18 protein-coding genes are annotated in these 19,019 nt (G+C 70.3%); 5 read left to right on the forward strand and 13 right to left on the reverse strand.

Annotated elements, in window-relative coordinates; genetic code table 11:
* Positions 1-21: 21 nt before the first annotated feature.
* From pgl to tkt, 6 genes are read right to left on the reverse strand one after another with little or no spacing between them, the layout of a single operon-like run.
* Positions 22-801: a 6-phosphogluconolactonase gene (pgl, locus tag ABZX02_RS12240; protein ID WP_355297484.1), complete on the reverse strand. Its 780-nt coding sequence runs from the start codon at positions 799-801 to the stop codon at positions 22-24.
* On the reverse strand, positions 798-1,817 hold the full coding sequence (gene opcA, locus ABZX02_RS12245) for a glucose-6-phosphate dehydrogenase assembly protein OpcA (protein WP_355297486.1): 1,020 nt from the start codon (positions 1,815-1,817) through the stop codon (positions 798-800). The genes pgl and opcA overlap by 4 nt, the downstream gene beginning before the upstream one ends.
* Positions 1,814-3,301: a glucose-6-phosphate dehydrogenase gene (zwf, locus tag ABZX02_RS12250; protein WP_355297603.1), complete on the reverse strand. Its 1,488-nt coding sequence runs from the start codon at positions 3,299-3,301 to the stop codon at positions 1,814-1,816. The genes opcA and zwf overlap by 4 nt, the downstream gene beginning before the upstream one ends.
* 50 nt (positions 3,302-3,351) lie before the next feature.
* The gene (locus ABZX02_RS12255; protein ID WP_355297488.1) at positions 3,352-4,938 is read right to left on the reverse strand and encodes a glucose-6-phosphate isomerase; all 1,587 of its coding nucleotides are present in this window, start codon (positions 4,936-4,938) and stop codon (positions 3,352-3,354) included.
* Positions 4,939-4,963: 25 nt separating this feature from the next.
* Positions 4,964-6,076: a transaldolase gene (gene tal, locus ABZX02_RS12260; RefSeq protein ID WP_355297489.1), complete on the reverse strand. Its 1,113-nt coding sequence runs from the start codon at positions 6,074-6,076 to the stop codon at positions 4,964-4,966.
* On the reverse strand, positions 6,073-8,163 hold the full coding sequence (gene tkt / locus ABZX02_RS12265) for a transketolase (protein WP_355297491.1): 2,091 nt from the start codon (positions 8,161-8,163) through the stop codon (positions 6,073-6,075). The genes tal and tkt overlap by 4 nt, the downstream gene beginning before the upstream one ends.
* A 253-nt stretch (positions 8,164-8,416) precedes the next feature.
* On the opposite strand from tkt, the gene ABZX02_RS12270 reads away from it, so the two are divergent.
* From ABZX02_RS12270 to ABZX02_RS12280, 3 genes are read left to right on the forward strand one after another with little or no spacing between them, the layout of a single operon-like run.
* Positions 8,417-9,340, forward strand: coding sequence for a heme o synthase (locus tag ABZX02_RS12270; RefSeq protein WP_355297493.1), 924 nt, complete (start codon positions 8,417-8,419; stop codon positions 9,338-9,340).
* 22 nt (positions 9,341-9,362) lie between these two features.
* Complete coding sequence (locus ABZX02_RS12275; RefSeq protein WP_355297495.1) at positions 9,363-11,384, forward strand: hypothetical protein; 2,022 nt, start codon at positions 9,363-9,365, stop codon at positions 11,382-11,384.
* Positions 11,385-11,395: 11 nt separating this feature from the next.
* Positions 11,396-11,698, forward strand: a complete 303-nt coding sequence (locus tag ABZX02_RS12280) for a hypothetical protein (RefSeq protein WP_355297497.1) — start codon at positions 11,396-11,398, stop codon at positions 11,696-11,698.
* On the opposite strand, the gene ABZX02_RS12285 is transcribed toward ABZX02_RS12280, so the two are convergent.
* The 4 genes from ABZX02_RS12285 to ABZX02_RS12300 are packed head-to-tail and all read right to left on the reverse strand — an operon-like array spanning position 11,682 to position 14,377.
* Positions 11,682-12,044 (reverse strand): hypothetical protein, encoded by a 363-nt coding sequence (locus ABZX02_RS12285; protein ID WP_355297499.1) that lies wholly within the window; start codon positions 12,042-12,044, stop codon positions 11,682-11,684. The genes ABZX02_RS12280 and ABZX02_RS12285 overlap by 17 nt on opposite strands.
* Positions 12,008-12,661: an HD family phosphohydrolase gene (locus tag ABZX02_RS12290; protein WP_355297501.1), complete on the reverse strand. Its 654-nt coding sequence runs from the start codon at positions 12,659-12,661 to the stop codon at positions 12,008-12,010. Before ABZX02_RS12290 ends, ABZX02_RS12285 begins: the two co-directional genes overlap by 37 nt.
* Positions 12,662-12,718: 57 nt before the next feature.
* On the reverse strand, positions 12,719-13,366 hold the full coding sequence (locus ABZX02_RS12295) for a hypothetical protein (RefSeq protein ID WP_355297503.1): 648 nt from the start codon (positions 13,364-13,366) through the stop codon (positions 12,719-12,721).
* Between the two features lie 6 nt (positions 13,367-13,372).
* Positions 13,373-14,377, reverse strand: a complete 1,005-nt coding sequence (locus ABZX02_RS12300) for a hypothetical protein (RefSeq protein WP_355297505.1) — start codon at positions 14,375-14,377, stop codon at positions 13,373-13,375.
* Positions 14,378-14,708: 331 nt separating this feature from the next.
* Here ABZX02_RS12300 and ABZX02_RS12305 point away from each other — a divergent pair, with 331 nt between their 5' ends.
* Complete coding sequence (locus tag ABZX02_RS12305; RefSeq protein ID WP_355297507.1) at positions 14,709-15,239, forward strand: FKBP-type peptidyl-prolyl cis-trans isomerase; 531 nt, start codon at positions 14,709-14,711, stop codon at positions 15,237-15,239.
* 99 nt (positions 15,240-15,338) lie between these two features.
* Here the strand turns inward: ABZX02_RS12305 and ABZX02_RS12310 are convergent, their stop codons facing one another.
* Positions 15,339-15,560 carry a cold shock domain-containing protein gene (locus tag ABZX02_RS12310; protein ID WP_355297509.1) on the reverse strand — a complete coding sequence of 74 codons (222 nt, stop codon included), beginning with the start codon at positions 15,558-15,560 and terminating at the stop codon, positions 15,339-15,341.
* Positions 15,557-16,498 carry a quinone oxidoreductase gene (locus ABZX02_RS12315; protein WP_355297511.1) on the reverse strand — a complete coding sequence of 314 codons (942 nt, stop codon included), beginning with the start codon at positions 16,496-16,498 and terminating at the stop codon, positions 15,557-15,559. The genes ABZX02_RS12310 and ABZX02_RS12315 overlap by 4 nt, the downstream gene beginning before the upstream one ends.
* A 148-nt stretch (positions 16,499-16,646) precedes the next feature.
* On the opposite strand from ABZX02_RS12315, the gene ABZX02_RS12320 reads away from it, so the two are divergent.
* Positions 16,647-17,435 carry a glycoside hydrolase family protein gene (locus ABZX02_RS12320; RefSeq protein WP_355297513.1) on the forward strand — a complete coding sequence of 263 codons (789 nt, stop codon included), beginning with the start codon at positions 16,647-16,649 and terminating at the stop codon, positions 17,433-17,435.
* Here the strand turns inward: ABZX02_RS12320 and ABZX02_RS12325 are convergent.
* On the reverse strand, positions 17,432-19,015 hold the full coding sequence (locus ABZX02_RS12325) for a DUF885 domain-containing protein (RefSeq protein ID WP_355297515.1): 1,584 nt from the start codon (positions 19,013-19,015) through the stop codon (positions 17,432-17,434). The genes ABZX02_RS12320 and ABZX02_RS12325 overlap by 4 nt on opposite strands.
* Positions 19,016-19,019 lie beyond the last annotated feature (4 nt).

Genomic DNA, 19,019 nt, shown 5'->3' on the forward strand with positions numbered 1-19,019 from the left:
CCGGGGCCGTCCTCACGGGCATCACGCCAGGGGCGGCTTGAACAACGCCGGGACCGCCGAGGCGGCCGCCGAGTCCAGCAGCCACAACGTCCGGCTGCGGCCCGTGGCGCCGGCGGCGGGCAGCTGCACCTCGCCGGCACCATCCAGGGCCATCGCCACGGCCGCGGCCTTCGCCTCGCCCGTCGTCATCAGCCAGACCTCCCGCGCGCGCCGCACCGACGACAACGTCAGCGACACGCGCGTCGGCGGCGGCTTCGGGCAGTTGCGCACGGCGACGACCGAACGCTCCTTCTCGTGCACCGCGGGCGAGTCCGGGAACACCGACGCGACGTGGCCCTCCTCGCCGACGCCCAGCATGCAGACGTCGAACGTGGGCACGTCACCGTGGTCCTCCGGCTGGGCCAGCGACGCCAGCAGCGACGCGTAGGCCTCGGCGGCGGCCTCGGGGTCGTCGCCGAACTTGCCGTCCGACGGTTCCATCACGTGCACGCGCGCCGGGTCCACGGGCACGTGGTCCAGCAACGCGGCACGGGCCTGCGTCTCGTTGCGCTCCGGGTGCCCGGAGGGCAGGAAGCGCTCGTCGCCCCAGAAGAGGTCGACGCGGGACCAGTCCACCGCGTCCCGCGCGGCACCCCGGTTCAGCTGCTCCAGGACCGCGGTGCCGGTGCGGCCACCGGTCAGCACGACGGACGCGGAGCCGCGGGCGGCCTGTGCGTCGACGACACGGGTCAGCAGGCGGGCCGCCGCGGCGGCGGCGAGCAGCTCGCCGTCGCGGTGGACCACGACTTCAGGATTGCTCACGAACTCGCCTTCGCCTTGGACTTCTTCGCCGCCGCGCCGTTGGTCGCCTCGGCTGCGGGAGCCTCCTCGGCGGCCTCGGGCTTCGCGGAGTGCGCACGACCCTTCGTGACCTTCGCGAGCGACTTGAGCGCCGCCGCGTAGACCTCGTCGGGGTCGAGCCTGCGCAGTTCCTCCGCGAGGCAGTCGCGCACCGAACGGCGCTGCAGCGCCACCCGCCGCTCCGGCTGACCGGGCTGCGAGAGCGTGCCCACCTTGCCGTCCGGCCGCAGCAGGCCGACGTCACCGGACGGACGCGCGAGCCGCACCTCCACGATGCCCTCGCCCGACGTGGCCTTGAAGCGCCTGGCCGGCACCTTCAGCCGGTCCGTCAGCCACGCGGCGAGCAGGTCCGTGGACGGCGAGTCGGCCTCACCGGTCACCTCGGCCTCCACGACCTTCTCGTACGGCGGGAGGTCCAAAGAGGACGCGAGCATCGCGCGCCACAGCGTGAGCCGCGTCCACGCGAGGTCCGTGTCGCCCGGCGCGTAGTGCGCCCGCCGGGTCTCCAGGGCCTTGATCGGGTTCTTCTCGGCCGCCGCGTCGGTGATGCGACGCTGCGCGAGCTGACCGATCGGATCCTTCGACGGCGACACCGGCGCGTCGAACGGCCACCACGCCACGACCGGGGTGTCCGGCAGCAGCAGCGGCATGACGCACGAGGCGCCTTCCTTGGCCAGTTCTCCGTACAGACGAAGAACCACGACCTCGGACGCACCCGCGTCGCCACCGACGCGGATCTGCGCGTCCAGGCGCGGGGCGGCCTGACGGGCACCGCGCGCCACGACGATCACGCGACACGGGTGCTCGCGCGAGGCGTCGTTCGCCGCGTCGATCGCGGCGTCGGTGCGCTGGCCGTCCTCGGTCACGATCACGAGGGTCAGCACGCGACCCAGGGTCGTCGCACCGCCTTCGTCGCGCAGCCGGACCAGCCGCGAGTTGATCTGGGAGGTGGTGGTCGAGGGCAGGTCGATGATCACGGACGCCTCCAGTGCCTTCCGGTCCGAGCCGTCATCGCGTCCGCCGACGGCGGCCCCCACGTACCGGCCTTGTACTTCTCGAGCGCGGGCTCGTCCTTGCGGGCCCAGAACTCGAGCACCGGGTCGAGGATCTCCCAGGAGAGCTCGACCTCGTCGTTCTTCGGGAACAGCGACGGCTCGCCGAGCAGCACGTCGAGCAGCAGCCGCTCGTAGGCCTCCGGCGACGACTCGGTGAACGAGTGGCCGTAACCGAAGTCCATCGTGACGTCGCGAACCTCCATCGTGTTGCCCGGCACCTTCGACCCGAACCGGATCGTCACGCCCTCGTCCGGCTGGACCCGGACCACCAGGGCGTTCTGGCCGAGCTCCTCGGTCGCCGTGTCGTCGAACGGCAGGTGCGGCGCCCGCTTGAACACCACGGCCACCTCGGTGACGCGGCGGCCCAGGCGCTTGCCGGTGCGCAGGTAGAACGGCACCCCGGCCCAGCGGCGGGTGTTGACCTCGCAGGTGATCGCACCGAACGTCTCGGTCTTCGACTCGGGCGAGAAACCGCCCTCCTCGAGCAGACCCGGGACCTTCTGACCACCCTGCCAGCCTCCGGTGTACTGGCCGCGCGCGGTGGTCTCCTCGAACGGCTCCGCGGGACGCGTGGCCGAGAGGATCTTCACCTTCTCCGCGCGCAGGTCCGCCGGCTTGAACGAGACCGGCTCCTCCATCGCGATGAGGGCGAGCAGCTGCAGCAGGTGGTTCTGGATGACGTCACGCGTCGCGCCGATGCCGTCGTAGTAGCCGGCACGACCGCCGAGACCGATGTCCTCGGCCATGGTGATCTGCACGTGGTCGACGTAGTTCGAGTTCCAGATGGGTTCGTACAGCTGGTTCGCGAACCGCAGCGCCAGGATGTTCTGCACGGTCTCCTTGCCGAGGTAGTGGTCGATGCGGAACACCGACTCCTCGGGGAAGACCTCGTTGACCGTGCGGTTGAGCTCCTTGGCTGACTTCAGGTCGTGGCCGAACGGCTTCTCGATCACGACGCGGCGCCACTGGTCGGGAGCCGTCTGGGCGAGCCCCGCGCGCTTGAGCTGGTTGACCACCGTCGGGAACGCGCCCGGCGGGATCGACAGGTAGAACGCGTGGTTGCCGCCCGTGCCGCGCTCGGCGTCCAAAGCCGCGAGGCACGACGCGAGGTTGTCGAACGCCTCGTTGTCGTCGAACGTGCCCTGCACGAACCGGATGCCCTCGGCGAGCTGCTGCCACACGGCCTCGTTGAACGGCGTGCGCGCGTGCTCCTTGACGGCGTCGTGCACGACCTTCATGAAGTCCTGGTCGGCCCAGTCGCGGCGGGCGAACCCGACGAGACCGAAGCCCGGCGGCAGCAGACCCCGGTTCGCGAGGTCGTAGATCGCCGGCATGAGCTTCTTGCGCGACAGGTCACCGGTGACACCGAAGATGACCAGCGCGCTCGGGCCCGCGATGCGGGGCATGCGCTTGTCGCGCGCGTCCCGCAGCGGGTTGTTCCACTTGGCGGAAGTGGTCACGAGCCGTCCTCCTGGACTGCCTCGACGAGCTGGGCCAGTCCGGCGATGCGGTCCTCCAGGTGGAGGCGCAGCACCGGGCGACCGTGTTCGGCCAGGACCTGACCGTCGCCGAGCGCCTGCGCGAGCTGCAGCTGCGCCAGCGTGTAGGGACGGCCGGGCACCTCCAGGTCGTCGCCGGACTCGCCGGTGATCTGGATGAACACGCCGTTCTGGTGACCGCCCTTGTGGTACTGGCCGGTCGAGTGCAGGAAGCGCGGACCCCAGCCGAACGTGGTCTGCAGGTGCGTCCTCTTCGCGATCTCCGCACGGAGCAGCTCGAACGACGCGTCGTCGATCCTGTCCAAGTACGCCTGAACGGAGATGTAGCCGTGGTCGGGCGCCACTTCAACGATCGCCGCCAGCGCCTCCGCGACGGTGTGGACCTTGCGCTGCGCCCAGTCCGTGCCGTGGCCCTGCACGGGACCGTCCACGAAGGACGGTTGCGTGGCGGACGCGATCGGCGCGTCGAGCAGCGCGCGGGCGGCCTTCTTCGCGGCCTCGACGTCGGGCTGGTCGAACGGGTTGATCCCGAGCACCCGGCCCACGAGCGCGGTCGCGTACTCCCACAGCAGGAACTGCGCGCCCAGCTTGCCCTCGACCGCGACGTGCGCCGACCCGGTGGCCGGTCCGATGGCGACGGTCGTGGCGTCCGAACGTGCGTCCACGAAGCCGGGAGCGCCGGGGCCCTCGACGACGACCGGCAGCAGGCCGGTGCCGTTCTTGCCGGTGGACTCGGCGATGAGCTGCTCGGCCCAGTCGCCGAAACCCTTGATGCCAGAGCCGGTGTCCGCGAAGACGATCTTCTCGGCACCGTGTGCGTGCGCGGCGCCGAAGATCGCGGCGAGCACGACGGCGGGGTTCTCGGGGGAGTCCTGCGACACGAGCTTCGCGACCTCGGCCGCGTCGTCGAGCAGCTCCTCGACGTTCGCGCCGGCGAGGTAGGACGGCACCAGGCCGAACGCGGTCAGCGCCGAGTACCGGCCACCGACGTTCGGGTCGGCCAGGAACACCTTGCGGTAGCCCGCTTCCTCGGACGCCTTCTGCAGCGGCGAGCCGGGGTCGGTGACGACCACGATGCGCGACGCGGCGTCGATGCCCGCGTCGGTGAAGGCCTTCTCGAAGATCCGGCGGTGGCTGTCGGTCTCGACCGTGCCACCGGACTTGGACGACACCACGATCACCGTGCGCTCGAGGTCACCGGCGAGCGCGTCGGCGACCTGGGCGGGATCGGTGGTGTCCAGCACGACCAGCGGAACCCCTGCGGTCCGCGTGATCACCTCGGGGGCCAGCGACGAGCCGCCCATTCCGGCGAGGACGACGCGGTCGACGCCCTCGGCGTGCAGTTCCTCGCGCAGTGCGACGAGGTCGGGGAGCAGGGCGCGGGACGACTCGTGCAACGTCGTCCACGACAGGCGGATGCTCGCCTCGGACTCGGCTTCCGGCCCCCACAGGGTCGGGTCCTGCGCGGTCAGCTTGCTCGGCACCGAATCCGCGACCAGGTCAGCAGCGATGGTGCTGACCTGGTCGGCGTTCGGTGACCTCACGATTTCGACGGAGGTCACTTGGGTATCAGCCCTTCAGTTGAGCCAGTTGGTTCTTCACCGTCTCGAGCAACTCTTCCCAGGACTTCTCGAACTTCTCGACGCCCTCGGTCTCCAGCGCGACGAACACGTCCTGGAGGTCGATTCCCACGGCGGCGAGCTGGTCGAACACTTCCTGGCCCTCTGCGGCACGGCCGGTGACCGTGTCACCCGTGATCTTGCCGCCATCGGCGACGGCCTGCAGCGTCTTCTCCGGCATCGTGTTCACGACGCCGGCGACGACGAGCTGGTCGACGTACAGGGTGGGGGAGTAGCTCGGGTCCTTCACGCCGGTCGACGCCCACAGAGGACGCTGCGCGTTCGCGCCGTCCGCCTTGAGGGCCTCCCAGCGCTCGCCCTGGAACGTCTTCTCGAACGCGCCGTAGGCGATCCACGCGTTGGCGAGGGCGGCCTTGCCGCGCAGCGCCTTGGCCTCGTCCGTGCCGATCTTGTCCAGGCGCTTGTCGATCTCGGTGTCCACGCGGGACACGAAGAAGGAGGCGACCGAGTGGATCGAGCGGAGGTCGTGGCCGTTCGCCTTGGCCTGCTCGAGGCCCGCGACGTAGGCCTCCATGACGGCCTGGTAGCGCTCGACCGAGAAGATCAGCGTGACGTTGACGGAGATGCCCTCGGCGATCACCTTCGTGATCGCCGGGATGCCCGCCTCGGTGGCCGGGATCTTCACCAGCAGGTTCGGCCGGTCCACGGTCTTCCACAGGTCCTGCGCCTCGGCGACGGTCTTGTCCGTCTCGAACGCCAGGCGCGGGTCGACCTCGATGGAGACGCGGCCGTCCACACCGTTCGTGGAGTTGTAGATGTCGCGGAACTTGTCGCACGCGTTGCGCACGTCGGTCGTGGTGACCTCGCGGATGGTCGCCTCGACGTCGGCGCCGCGCGACGCCAGCTCACGCACCTGCTCGTCGTAGGACTCGCCCTTCGACAGGGCGCCCGCGAAGATCGTCGGGTTCGTCGTGACACCGACGACGTTCCAGTCGCGGATCAGCTCGTCCAGGTTGCCGCTGGTGAGCCGCTCCCGGGACAGGTCGTCGAGCCAGATGGACACACCGGCGCCCGAAAGGGCGTCCAGGTTGGGCTTGCTCACTTGTTACCCCTCACGTTGTCAAGGGAACGGCGGGCGGCGGCGACGACGTTCTCCGTCGTGAAGCCGAACTCCTTGAACAGGACCTGGTAGTCGGCCGAGGCACCGAAGTGCTCGATCGACACGATCTCGCCGGCGTCGCCGACGTGGCGGTACCACGGCTGCGCGATGCCGGCCTCGACCGCGACGCGCGCCTTCACCGAGGACGGGATGACCGACTCGCGGTACTCCGAATCCTGCTTCTCGAACCAGTCGAGGGAAGGCATCGACACCACACGCACTGCAACGCCCTCGCCCTGCAGAACCTTTCCGGCCTCGGCGGCGACCTGCAGCTCGGAGCCCGTGCCGATGATCACAACCTCGGGGTTGTCGTCACCGAACAGCACGTACCCGCCGCGCTTGACGCCCTCGGCGCTCGTGCCCTCGAGCGTCGGCACGTTCTGCCGGGACAGCGCCAGGCCCACCGGGCCGAGCTGCTCGATGACGGCCTTCCACGCGAACGCGGTCTCGTTGGCGTCGCCGGGGCGGACCACGGCGAAGTCCGGGATCGCGCGCAGGGCGGCGAGGTGCTCGATCGGCTGGTGCGTCGGGCCGTCCTCGCCCAGGCCGATGGAGTCGTGCGTCCACACGTACGTGACGGCGGCCTTCATGATCGCCGCCAGGCGCACCGCGGGACGCATGTAGTCGGAGAACACGAGGAACGTGCCGCCGAACGGACGGGTCGGGCCGTGCAGCGCGATGCCGTTGAGGATCATGCCCATGGCGTTCTCGCGGACACCGAAGTGCAGCACGCGGCCGTACGGGTCGGCGCTCCACATGCCCGTGGAGATGCCCTCGGGACCGAAGGACTTGGCGCCCTTGATCGTCGTCAGGTTCGACTCGGCCAGGTCGGCCGAACCGCCCCACAGCTCGGGCAGGTGCTTCGCGAGCGCGTTGATGACCTCACCGGAGGCCTTGCGGGTCGGCACGCCCTTGGCGTCCACCGGGTAGACCGGCAGGTCCGCGTCCCAGCCCTCGGGCAGCTCGCGGGAGACGAGGCGGTCGAGCAGCGCCTTGTTCTCCGCGTTGGCCGACGCCCACGCGTCGAAGGTCTTCTGCCACTCGGCCTTGGCGTGCTCGCCGCGCTTCACGACCTCGCGGGCGTGCGCGAGGACCTCGTCGGCGACCTCGAAGGTCTGCTCGGGGTCGAAGCCGAGGATCTCCTTGGTGGCCTTGACCTCGTCGACGCCGAGCGCGGCACCGTGCGCGGCACCGGTGTTCTGCTTGTTCGGCGCCGGGTAACCGATGATCGTGCGCAGCAGGATGAACGACGGCTTGTCGGTGACGGCCTTGGCCTTCTCGACGGCCTCGAGGATGCCCTTGACGTTCTCGCCGGACTCGACGACCTGGACGTGCCAGCCGTAGGCCTCGTAGCGCTTCGCGGTGTCCTCGGACAGCGCGATCGTCGTGTCGTCCTCGATGGAGATCTTGTTGTCGTCGTAGAAGACGACCAGGTTGCCCAGCTGCTGCGTGCCCGCGAGCGACGACGCCTCGGAGGTGACGCCCTCCTCGATGTCACCGTCGGAGGCGATCACGTAGATGTGGTGGTCGAATGGGCTCTGGCCCGGTGCGGCCGACGGGTCGAACAGGCCGCGCTCGCGGCGGGCGGCCATCGCCATGCCGACGGCGGAGGCGAGACCCGAGCCCAGCGGGCCGGTCGTGATCTCGACGCCCCTGGTGTGGCCGTGCTCCGGGTGGCCCGGCGTCTTCGAGCCCCACTTGCGCAGCGTCTTCAGGTCGTCGAGCTCCAGGCCGTACCCCGACAGGAACAGCTGGATGTACAGCGTCAGGCTGGAGTGACCCGCGGAGAGCACGAACCGGTCGCGGCCGATCCAGTCCGCGTCCGCCGGATCGTGCCGCAGCACGCGCTGGAACAGCGTGTACGCGAGCGGGGCGAGGCTCATCGCCGTGCCGGGATGGCCGTTGCCGACGTTCTGCACGGCGTCGGCCGCGAGCAGGCGCGCGGTGTCGACGGCGCGCTTGTCGAGCTCGGTCCAGTCGTCCGGCAGATCGGCCTTCGTGAGCCGGGTGATGTCGTCGGTGACGGTCACGGACTTACAGCTCCAAACTTTGTCGCTCGGGCGGGTGCCCCGGCCGTTCGGAATCGATCCCGAAGAGCCTGACCCGCATCTCTCCCACGTCCACCGGCCAGCCTAGTCCTGAGTGATTCGGATGTTGCGCTGAAAGGTCGCAGGTCGGTGTGTGCCCAGGCACACGAGTACCCGAACGGGCTGTGAATATTGAACGCGGTTACCATCAGTCGCTGGAAATCCCACCACTTGCGACACCAGGAGCGTTCACGCGATGAGTGCGGTCCTCGAGGCCCCTAACCGGTCGCCCCGCCAGGTTGTAGGCGCCTACGTGGCCCTCACCAAGCCGCGCGTCATCGAGCTCCTGCTGATCACCACGATCCCGGCGATGCTGCTGGCCCAGCACGGCCTGCCCCCGCTGTGGCTCATCGCCTGCACCCTCACCGGCGGCACGCTCGCCGCGGGGTCGGCAAATGCCCTCAACTGCTTCGTCGACGCCGACATCGACTCGGTGATGAAGCGGACGGCGGCCCGCCCGCTCGCGCACAACGCGATCCCGCCGCGCAACGCCCTGATCTTCGGCATCGTGCTCGGCGTCTTCTCGTTCGCGTTCCTGTGGATCTTCGTCAACCTGATGTCGGCCGCGTTCGCGGTGGCGACCATCCTCTTCTACATCTTCGTCTACACGCTCGTGCTCAAGCGCCGGACCTCCCAGAACATCATCTGGGGCGGCATGGCGGGCTGCATGCCGGTGATCATCGGCTGGAGCGCGGTGACGGGCACCGTCGAGTGGCCCGCCCTGGTGATGTTCGGCGTCATCTTCTTCTGGACGCCGCCCCACACCTGGGCCCTCGCGATGAAGTTCAAGGAGGACTACGCCCGCGCAGGCGTGCCGATGCTGCCCGTGGTGGCCACAGCGGCGCAGGTGACGCGGCAGATCGTGATCTACAGCTGGATCACCGTGGTCTGCACGCTCGCCCTCGCCCCCGTCACCTCCTGGATCTACGTGGCGGTGGCGGCCCTGTCGGGCCTGTGGTTCGCGATCTTCGCGCACAAGCTGCACAACGTCGTGCGCCGCGGCGGATCCACGAACACCATGAAGTTCTTCCACATGTCGAACCTCTACCTGATGCTCGTGTTCTGCGGGCTCGCCGTCGACGCCGTCGTCGGGCTTCCGGTGCTGGGCTGGCCGTTCTAGCTGCACCTCCAGTCGTACGGCTGTGGCGCCCGTTGAGTTCACCGTCACCGGTGGTGAAGGTTCACCACTGGACTTCGTCGCGACCCTGACACCCGCGACCTCGCTGGTCGTCGTCACCGATCCGGGCGGGTGGGCCCAGGTCAGCCGGGGGCTGCCGGTCGGCGGCGCCGGGGCGTCGGTGGTCACGACCGCGGTGCGGGTGCTGCGGTTCGCCGTGCTGGACCTCCGGCACTTCCCGTCCGCCTCCGCCGTGCCGTCGCTCGCGGACGTGCCGGGCGACGTGGTGGCGCTGCACGACACGCGCTCGTGGGACTCGGCCCCGGTGGTCGCCGCGCTGCGCGGTCTCGGCAGGACGGTCGTGCTCTTCACCGCCGTGCACACCTGGGTGTCCGGAGTGGACACCGCGACGGTGGTGATGGGCTGGAGCGCGCCGCACGTGGTGCTGGCCGTCCCTCGTGCCGTGGGGGAGGCACGGGTCGAGGACGCGCTGTGGCAGTTCCGCGAACTGGAACGCCGCGGCCAGATGACCTACACCACCCTCCCCGCGCCGCCCGTGGTCGCGGACCGGTCCGTGTCGGTCGTGGTCGCGCTGCCCGGTGCCACGCAGGGCATCGCCGCGGCGCTGCGGCCCGGCGCCGACTACGAGGTGTGGATCCGCGTCGGGGACGGCCCCGTGCTGCCGGACGACGTGAAGCTGCGGGTCGTGCTGAGCATGGCCGGGCGGCCGGTGAAGGCCGAGACGGTCATGCTGCCGGCGGAGGGACCCAGCGCGTGGGTGAACTTCGAGGTCACCACGCCCTACGCCGCCGTGCCGTGGACCGGCGAGCTCGTCGTCTACCACGGCGTGGTGCCGGTGCACGTCCAGCAGGTCGTGCTGCCGGTGGGCGCGGGGGAGCCGCGGGCGCTGCCCCGGCTGAAGCTCTCCCGCACGTTCGAGGACCTGCCGCCGGCGCGCGCGGTCTCGGTCCTGCAGTTCGGCGACCGAGCTTTGGTCGCGTCCGGCGACGTGCCGTCGTGGATCAGCCTGGCCGGCGCGCCGCTCGCGCTGCCCGCCGGGACGGGGCTCGATCCCTGGTACGGCAAGGACTTCCCGGCCTACTGCGCGGACCTCGCGTTCCTGGCCCGGCAGGGCGCGGCGGCGTACGCGGCGCTGTTCGGCGAGGAGGGCACCGGCCGGCACGCGGCGAAGACGCCGGGCGACACGGGTCCGGCCGCCGCCATCCGGCACGTGGCCCGCACGACGGGCCGCCCGGCGGGCGTGATGGTGGCGTCCGCCACCTCCGGCGCGGGTCCGGTCCGCTGGCCGCTGGTCTACGACCTCCCGTTCACCGACGGCCCCCACCGCCTCTGCGCCTCGGTGGGCCAGTTCGGCCCGTTCGGCGCGGGCGGACCGGTGCCGCCGCACTGCCCGGTGTCCGACCACAGCGGGAACGTGTTGTGCCCCTTCGGTTTCTGGGGACTGTCGAGCGTGCTGGAACACCCGGTCGGGCCGCTGGTGACACGGATCCTGCCGCGCCAGTGGCCGTTCGAGGTGACGATGGCGGTCGACGCCGGCATGGACCGGCCGGCGACCGAGCGGCACGTGACGGAGCTGATGTCGCAGATCCCGCCCGAGTCCGTCACGTCGGCCTACGTCACCCCCGCCGACCTGGGACGGGTGCTGGCAGGGGAGACGATGGACGTCGTGCACCTGCATCTGCGCGAGGGGTTCCTCGACGTGGAGGAGATCGCACGGTGGAACAACCAGGGTGTGTGGCCGCAGCCGCATTGGCCCGTGCGCAGGCCTCTGGTCGTGGGGACGTCACCGATGGCGGAGCTGGCGCGGCCGTTCCTCGACCACGGCGCGTCCGCGGTGATCTGCCCCGAGGAGGCGGTGCCGCAGGACATGGCCGGGTGGGTGACGGGCATGCTGCTGGCGCGGCTGGGGGCCGGGCTGGGCGCAGGGGAGGCGCTGCGGCAGGTGCGGTGGGAGATGCTCAGCCGGGGCAACGTGCTGGGGCTCGCGTACGCGCTGCACGGGAGCGCGGACCTGAGGGCTCGTTGAGGCGCGGGGGCGTGCCGCCGACCCGCGAACTGAACCGCCTGCCCCGGCTGGTCGTTTACCCGGACATGCTGACCTCGCAGGCCCAGTTGCGCCAGGCGATCACGGAACTGGTGCGCCTCTTCGGCGACCGCGTGGAGAACGAGCTGATCGTCGACGCGGCCGTGGGTGCCTATCTCGACCTATGCCGCACCTCGGCCGTGCAGGCCTATCTCGGCGTGCTGACCGTACGGCGCGCGTCACGCGAGCTCGCGTTCACCGCCGTCGGCGTCACGATGCCCCTGCAGCAGACCGCGGGCCTCACGCCGGCTCGCTGATCTCCAGGTACACGGTCTCGGCGCGGCTCACGGCCGTGCGCGCGAGATTCGACAACTCGACGAGGTGCGCGAACGCCTCGTGGAAGCCCATGTCCACGAGAGGCGCCCACGAGAGCGCGACGTCGTGCATCCGCGCCGGATCGGCCTTGACGAGTTGCGCGACGAGGGCCGCAGGGAGCTCGACAACGTTGTCGTCGGGCAGAGGTGCCCACACCTCGTTGAACACCTCATGCCACACGACGACGGCCTCACGCGGGTCGTAGTCGCGGGCCGCGACCGACTCCCCGCCGCTGGTGATGAAGAACGTGCTCAGGACGCCACCTTGGTCAGCAGGTCCTCGACGCACGGGTCGTCGAGGGACTCCACGATGCACTGCCACAACCGGAGGTTCGTCTCGGCCCACTTGGTGTAGGTCGCGGCGGCCTCCGCGTCGTAAAAGTAGTAGCCCTCGTCGGCTTTGCCCACCTGCTCGCCCACGATCTTGTGCGCGAGCTCGCGCAGCGTGATGCCGTTCTCCTGCAGGTACCGGTGTGCGAGCACCACCGGTGTCACCGGCAGCGCCTTGAACAGCGTGTCCGCGTCGGACAGCGCCTGGGCCTCCAGCGAGATGTCGCGGGAGCGGGTGCGCATCTCGGCCTCGAGCACGATCCGCTCGACCCACTCGATGTCTCCGACGCAGACGCCGGAGACGAACAGGACCTTCCGGCGCAACGCCTCGCCGTCGGTGGGCAGCGAGTTGCGGCGGACCATGTAGTTCAGGTCGTGCACCAGTGCCGCGACCTCCACGACGTCGCGGGCGGCGCCGTTGCGCTCGGCGAAGTGCACGGACTTGTCGCGGACGAAGCTCACGTGGTGCCAGCCGTGGAACTGCAGCTTCGCGGCCAGGTCCTCGCACAGCCGCCTCACGCGCTGCTCCACGTCCGCGATGACGGACCTCGGGATCTCTGTGCGCGTACGCATCATCAGCCCTCCTGCCAGGTGGGCTGATGGTAGGCGCGCGGCGGTGCCCCCGGCGGGGCTTCAGAGGTGGTTCGTCAGATCCTCCAGCCGGTCCTCCACGGGCACGTGCCGGTGGCTGATCCCGGTGTCCGGGTCGTAGCTGAGGCTCCACGGGTTCACGGCGCGCGACTTCACCAGGAACGTCATGGTCCCGTCCGCCGCCCGAGGGATGCGGTGGAACTCGTGCGCGAGCAACGTGCCGGTGGTGCCCTCGGTGCACTGGGTGCGGTTGGTGAGCTCCGTGCCGACGACCGTGCGGCCGCCGACGCCGAGCCGGGCGTTGAACCGTTCGTGCAGGTAGGCGCCGCTCAGGATGGTGGTGCAGAAGTGGTAGCGGTGGTTGTGCACCGAGTCGGCGTAGCCGGCGCGCCAGTCGGCGAGCGGCTTGTACTCGTGCAGCCAGAACGTGAACGGCTCGCCCGCCTCGTCCCTCAGGCACCATGCGAAGTGCGTCGTCGTCTCCCGGGAGTGCGCGATCACCCAGGTCGCCTCCTGCGGCGTCAGGCCGTCGATGTGCGCGCGCAGCTCTTTGCGCAGCTCGGGCCGGGCCGCCCAGTCCGTGAACCACGTGCCGACATCGGCCCAGTGGTCCTCGACGGGGAAATCGGCGCGCTGCACCCGGGCGGCGAGCTCCTCGAGCGCGGACAACCCGGTGAACTCGGCTAGCAAGATCGATCAGCTCCTCAACTGAGCGGATGCGGAGAATTCACGGCGGAATGCGTGGAACTTGCTCTGCAGTTCCGTGAACCCGTCTCGCGTGAGCGGGTCGCCGGTGATCTTCTCGAACAACGCCAGGAAGTCGTTTCTCGTCGTCGCCGGCGTGATGGCGAAGTGGTAACCGGCCTTCGAATTGCTGATGCGCAGGAACTCCGCGCGCTCCATCCCGTAGAGGAACGAACTCTCGGTGAACCTGAGCGTGCGCGGATACGGCCTGAGCACTCCCGCGGTGTTGCTGTAGAGCGTGAGCCACGCGGAATCGTCGAACAGCTCGAGCCGGTCGAGCGGCGGGTCCGACACGATCGTCACGTCGATTCGCGTGCAACGGCTGCGCGCCGAGTAGAGCCCGACGAGTCCTATCCGGATCTGCTCCTTGAGCCGTTCCTGGATCTCGTCGTAATCGCCGTCGGCGCCCTCGTTGCGCAACAGGTACCGCGCGCGGCCGCTGATCGCGTTGTCGTCGCGCGGATCGGCGAGCACGGCCCTGAGCTCGCACTCCGTCTGGCTGAGCAGCACCCGGCCCGCCGCGTACCGGCCCGCGAACCCGCGGAAGCAGTACAGCCGCGTCCGTTCCAGGTCCTGCATCATCAGCTGGTTGAACACCGGGTCCGGCGTCGCCGTCGGCTCGAACACGTGGCTCGGGAAGAACTCCCGGTCGAGTGCCCGGTACTCCTGGGTGAGCTCTTTGAGCGCCTTGCGGCTCTCCTCGATGACCGGTTCGAGCAACGCCTTCTGCGCCGCTTTCGACGTGATCAACGTTTGCGTGAAGCTCACCACCGCCGAAATGAGCGTGCCGGTACCGACTGCTGTCAGCAGGTTTCTCGCTGCCCCGGAATCCATTTGGCTGGAAATGGCCAGCGACGCACCCGACGTCACGACGAGTATGAGGAGGAGCAACCCGGTCCGAGTCCAGAACAACTCCTGGATCAGGTTGCGGCGGATGCCTCCGGCCTCCGCGGACACGTGTCCCCACCTCCTGGGTCACCAGATCGGCCGCTACCCGAACGGACGAATGCGCTAGGTGTCCGATCAAGTGCGCGGAGTTACTGTACGCGTCGGTCAAAAGATAAGGAAGCTGCTATTCGTGCGACATTCACGCACGGAATAAGTGCGTTTGAACCCCGTTGTCGGCCCGCATGCGTGCACTTCGGTGACGCCCTGTCGCGGAGACCCCCGAACGGGGCGGACGAGAGCGGGCGCCGCACCCACATGCACCCGTGCCGAGTTGCGCGGGCCGAGCGGCGGCGCGGCCTGCTACACGCCGCTCACACCGGTCCGAATACGCTCACCCACCATGCGTAACGTCCTGCTCATCGCTTCTGCGGTCCTTGCGGCGACCGGCCTCGCCGGATGCGCCGGCTCGGCCGAGCCCTCGGCCGGCGGCACGACGCCGGCCGCCGCGCCCACGAACCCCTGCAAGGCCGACGACTTCAAGGTCACCGGCGACTTCGGCGCGGCGCCCAAGGTCGAGATCCCGAGCTGCAAGCCCACCGAGGAGCTCATCATCAAGGACCTGGTGGTGGGCACCGGTGCCGAGGTGACCAAGGGGACCACGGCCACGGTCAACTACCAGCTCACGACCTTCTCCGACAAGAAGGTGCTGGACAGCTCGTTCAAGCGCGGCAAGCCGTTCGACGTCGAGAACGTCGGGCAGGCGCCGGTCATCGACGGCTGGAACGAGGGCATCGTCGGCCTGAAGGAGCAGGGCCGCCGCCTGCTCATCGTCCCGCCGGCCAAGGGCTACGGCGAGGGCGGCAACGGCATCCAGCCGAACGAGACCCTCGTGTTCGTGATCGACGGCGTGAAGGTCACCCCCGCCGCCTGATCCACACCACAACGAGAAACGGCCCCCGGAACACCGGGGGCCGTTCTCGTGTCACGGCAGGAGCAGCAGCTTTCCGGTCGTGCGGCGAGCGCCTCGGACTCAGTCCTCCGCCCGCACGCGGGTGGCGCGCCAGCGGTACCCGTCCTGGTCCGCGCGTTCGGCCTCGACCTCGACGGACCCGCCCACCCGCAGGCGCCGGAACCCGCCGTCCGGAGCCTCGACGGCCGAGAAGTGCGTCCAGACCGGACCGTCGAACCCGGCCGACTCGATCACTCCCCAGCCCTCCTCGTCGTCCCAGCGCACGACCTGTCCGCGGGTCACGGCAGGAGGAGCAGCTTCCCGGTCGTGCGGCGCGCCTGCAGGTCCGTGTGCGCCTGCGCCGCCTCCTCCAGCTTGTACCTCCCGCCGATCCGGATGTTCAGCTCCCCGGACGCGATGGCGGAGAACAGGTCCGAGGCCCGCCACTCCAGCTCCGCGCGGTCGAGCAGGTAGTGCCCGGTCGACGGCCGCGTCAGGTACAGCGACCCGCCCGCGTTCAGCCGCTGCGGGTCCACCGGCGGCACCGGCCCGGACGAGGCGCCGAAGAGCGCGAGCGTGCCGCGCGGCTTGAGCGACGCGAGCGACTGGTCGAACGTGTCGGCACCGACGCCGTCGTACACGACGTCGACCTTCTCGATCTGCGACGCGAAGTCCCCGTACCGCAGCACCTGGTCGGCGCCCGCCTCGCGGGCCAGCGCCTCCTTCTCGTCGGTCGACACCGTCGCGACGACGGTGGCTCCCTTCGACTTCACCCACTGGGTGAGCAGCAGGCCGACGCCGCCGGCCGCCGCGTGCACCAGCACCCGGTCGCCCTCCTTCACGACGTACGTCGAGTGGACCAGGTAGTGCGCGGTGATGCCCTGCAGCAGCGAGGCCGCGGCCAGTTCGACGTCGAGGCCCTCGGGCACCCGCACCGCCTGCGCGGCCGGCACCACGACCTCGGACGCGTAGCTGCCCAGCACGCCCATCCACGCGACCTTGTCGCCGACGGCGAAGTCGGGGGAGTTGCTGACGACGACCTCGCCCGCGCCCTCCAGGCCGAGGGTGGTGGGCAGCGGGATCGAGTACTGGCCGCTGCGCTGGTACGTGTCGATGTAGTTGACGCCCGCCGCGGCCACCTTCACCAGCAGCTCGCCGTCACCGGCCACCGGCGACGGCACGTCCGAGTGCTCCAGCACCTCGGGACCACCGGTCGAGCGCACCACCACTGCCTTGGGCATCTGTCCTCCTTGATCGACTCAACCGGCTCAACCCTGGCCGTCGGTCCGATGTTCCCGGTCCCAGCGGGTGGGAGCCACTTCGGCAGGACGCCGCTACCGTCGGTGCTCGTCCGGCGACAGACGGCAGCGGCGGTGGTAAGACCGTTCCATGCGAAAAACATCCCTGCTGCTGATCGCATTGCTGCTACTGATGGGAGCGCTTCCATCCCACGCCGCCTCGGCCAAGAAGGGCGTGAACGCCGCCGACGACCCCGGCCCCGCCGGCGCCGCCATGACCGCGCTCGACGCCCGCTGGTACTACACCTGGGCCTCGGACCGGCGCGGGATCCGGAGCAACGCCGAGTTCGTCCCGATGATCTGGGGCGCGGCCAGCGTCACCGACGCCGAGTTGAACGCCGCCAAGGCCAACGGCCGGCAGCTGCTGGGGTTCAACGAACCCGACATGGCGGGCCAGGCGAACATGACCGTCGAACGCGCGCTCGACCTGTGGCCCCGGCTGCAGAGCACGGGCCTGCGGCTCGGCGCGCCGGGCGTCGCGTTCGGCGGCGACGTCGCGGGCGGCTGGCTCGACCGGTTCATGGCCGGGGCCAAGGCGCGCAACCTCCGCGTCGACTTCATCCCGCTGCACTGGTACGGCCAGGACTTCTCCTCCGCGGCCACCGGCCACCTGGAGTCGTACCTGCGCAACGTGTACAACCGCTACAAGAAGCCGATCTGGCTCACCGAGTACGCCCTGATCGACTGGCGGTCCGGCCGCGCGGTCTACCCGAGCGAGCAGCAGCAGAACGCGTTCGTCACGGCATCGACGCGGATGCTCGACGGACTGTCCTTCGTGGAGCGGTACTCGTGGTTCACCCTGTCCACGAGGACCAGCCCCACCGGACTCTCCACGGGCACCGCGCTCACGTCGGCGGGCCGCGCCTACCAGGCTGCTTAATCCTCACCCAGGGCCACCCGGCGCGCGAGCCCGAGCGGCAGCGCGCCGGAGCCCGCGATCCGGTCGTGGAAGTCGCGCAGGGACCCCAGCCCCGCGGCCAGGTACTCGTCGCGGATCAGGTCGATCTCCAGCGCGCCGGTGAGGTACGACGGCGCCTGCGTCGGCCACGCGCAGTACCGCTTCACCTCGCCGGTGGCGGTGCCCGGCGTCAGCGCCGTGCGCGCCACCATGAACGACTCGGCCTCGTCCGGCGTCATGTCGCCGCAGTGCAGCGCCGTGTCGACGATCATCCGCGCCGCCCGGAACAGCCGCGCCTCGACGTGGCTCATCAGCGCGCCGTTGGTCGTGTAGTAGCCGACCGAGCGCAGCAGCTTCTCCGCGTAGAGCGCCCAGCCCTCGGAGAAGTACGACGTCCGGAACACCTTGCGCAACGGGTGCGCCGGGCCCTGCGCCGCGAGCCACGCCGAGTGCCAGTGGTGGCCGGGGTAGGCCTCGTGCACGGAGATCGTCGGCAGCTGCGACCGCGAGTTGGTGCGCAGGCGCTGCGAGATCTGCTCCTCCGACGCGCCCTCGCGCGTGAACGGCACGAAGAAGTAGCCGGTGCGCCGCGACGTGAGCGGCGGAGGGCCGAGGTAGCTCGCCACGGCCATGACCGCGCGGTTGAACGGCGGCGACGGCACCACGTGGCACTCCTCGCCCTCGGGCATCGTGACGAGCGAGTGCTCGATCAGCGCCGCCCGCGCCCGGGACGTCTCGGCCTCGTACTCGGCGCGCATCGCCTCGAGCGTCGGCGGGTGGTCGTCCTGCAGCGCGCTCATCACCGGACGCCAGTCCTTCGTGCCGGCGAGCTCGACCAGTTCGGCCTCGAGCTCCGCGTACGCGTCCTGCCCGCGCTGGTGCAGCTCCGGCGCCCCGTACCCGAGCAACTCCTTGTCCTGCAACACCGTCGAGTAGAGCTTCTCGCCCATCCGCCAGTCGCCGGTCGCCCGCACGGCCAGGTCCTCGAGGAACACCGCGTACCGGTCGAACGCGTCGGCGGCGGGCCCGGCGGCCTCGGCGATCTCCGCCCGGAACTCCTCCGACGCCTCCAGCGGCAGCGCGTGCAGCACGAACGCCCGGCCCGTCCGCACCTGGTCCAGCGCGCGCCGCACCACCAGCGGCGACGCGAGCGACGCGTCGAGGTTCGCCTGCGCGGCCGCGAATATCGCGGGCACCTCCCGCAGCTTCGCCACCGTCGCCGCCACGATCTCCGCCTCGGGCAGCAGCCCGTGCAGGAACGGCCCCAGCAGGCCGAAGAACACCAGGCTGCTGTACTCGTGCGGATCGCGCCGCCAGCCCGGCCACGTCTCGAGCGCCGACGCCCCGCGCAGCACCGACAGCGCCAGGTCGCGGTCCACCGACCGCGGCAGCGGCTCCAGCCGCGCGATCCACGCCTCCTTCTCCCTGGCCCGCTGCTCGAACGCCGAGGCGGAGAAGTCACCGAAGGTCGAGTAGTGCGGGAGTGAGCCCGCCGAGGCCGCGTGCGCGGGGTGGTGGTCGAAGTACCACGAGAGGAACGACGTCAGCGTGTCGGTGGTCACCCGA

The organism is Lentzea sp. NPDC003310, assembly GCF_040610935.1.
GTDB lineage: Bacteria > Actinomycetota > Actinomycetes > Mycobacteriales > Pseudonocardiaceae > Lentzea.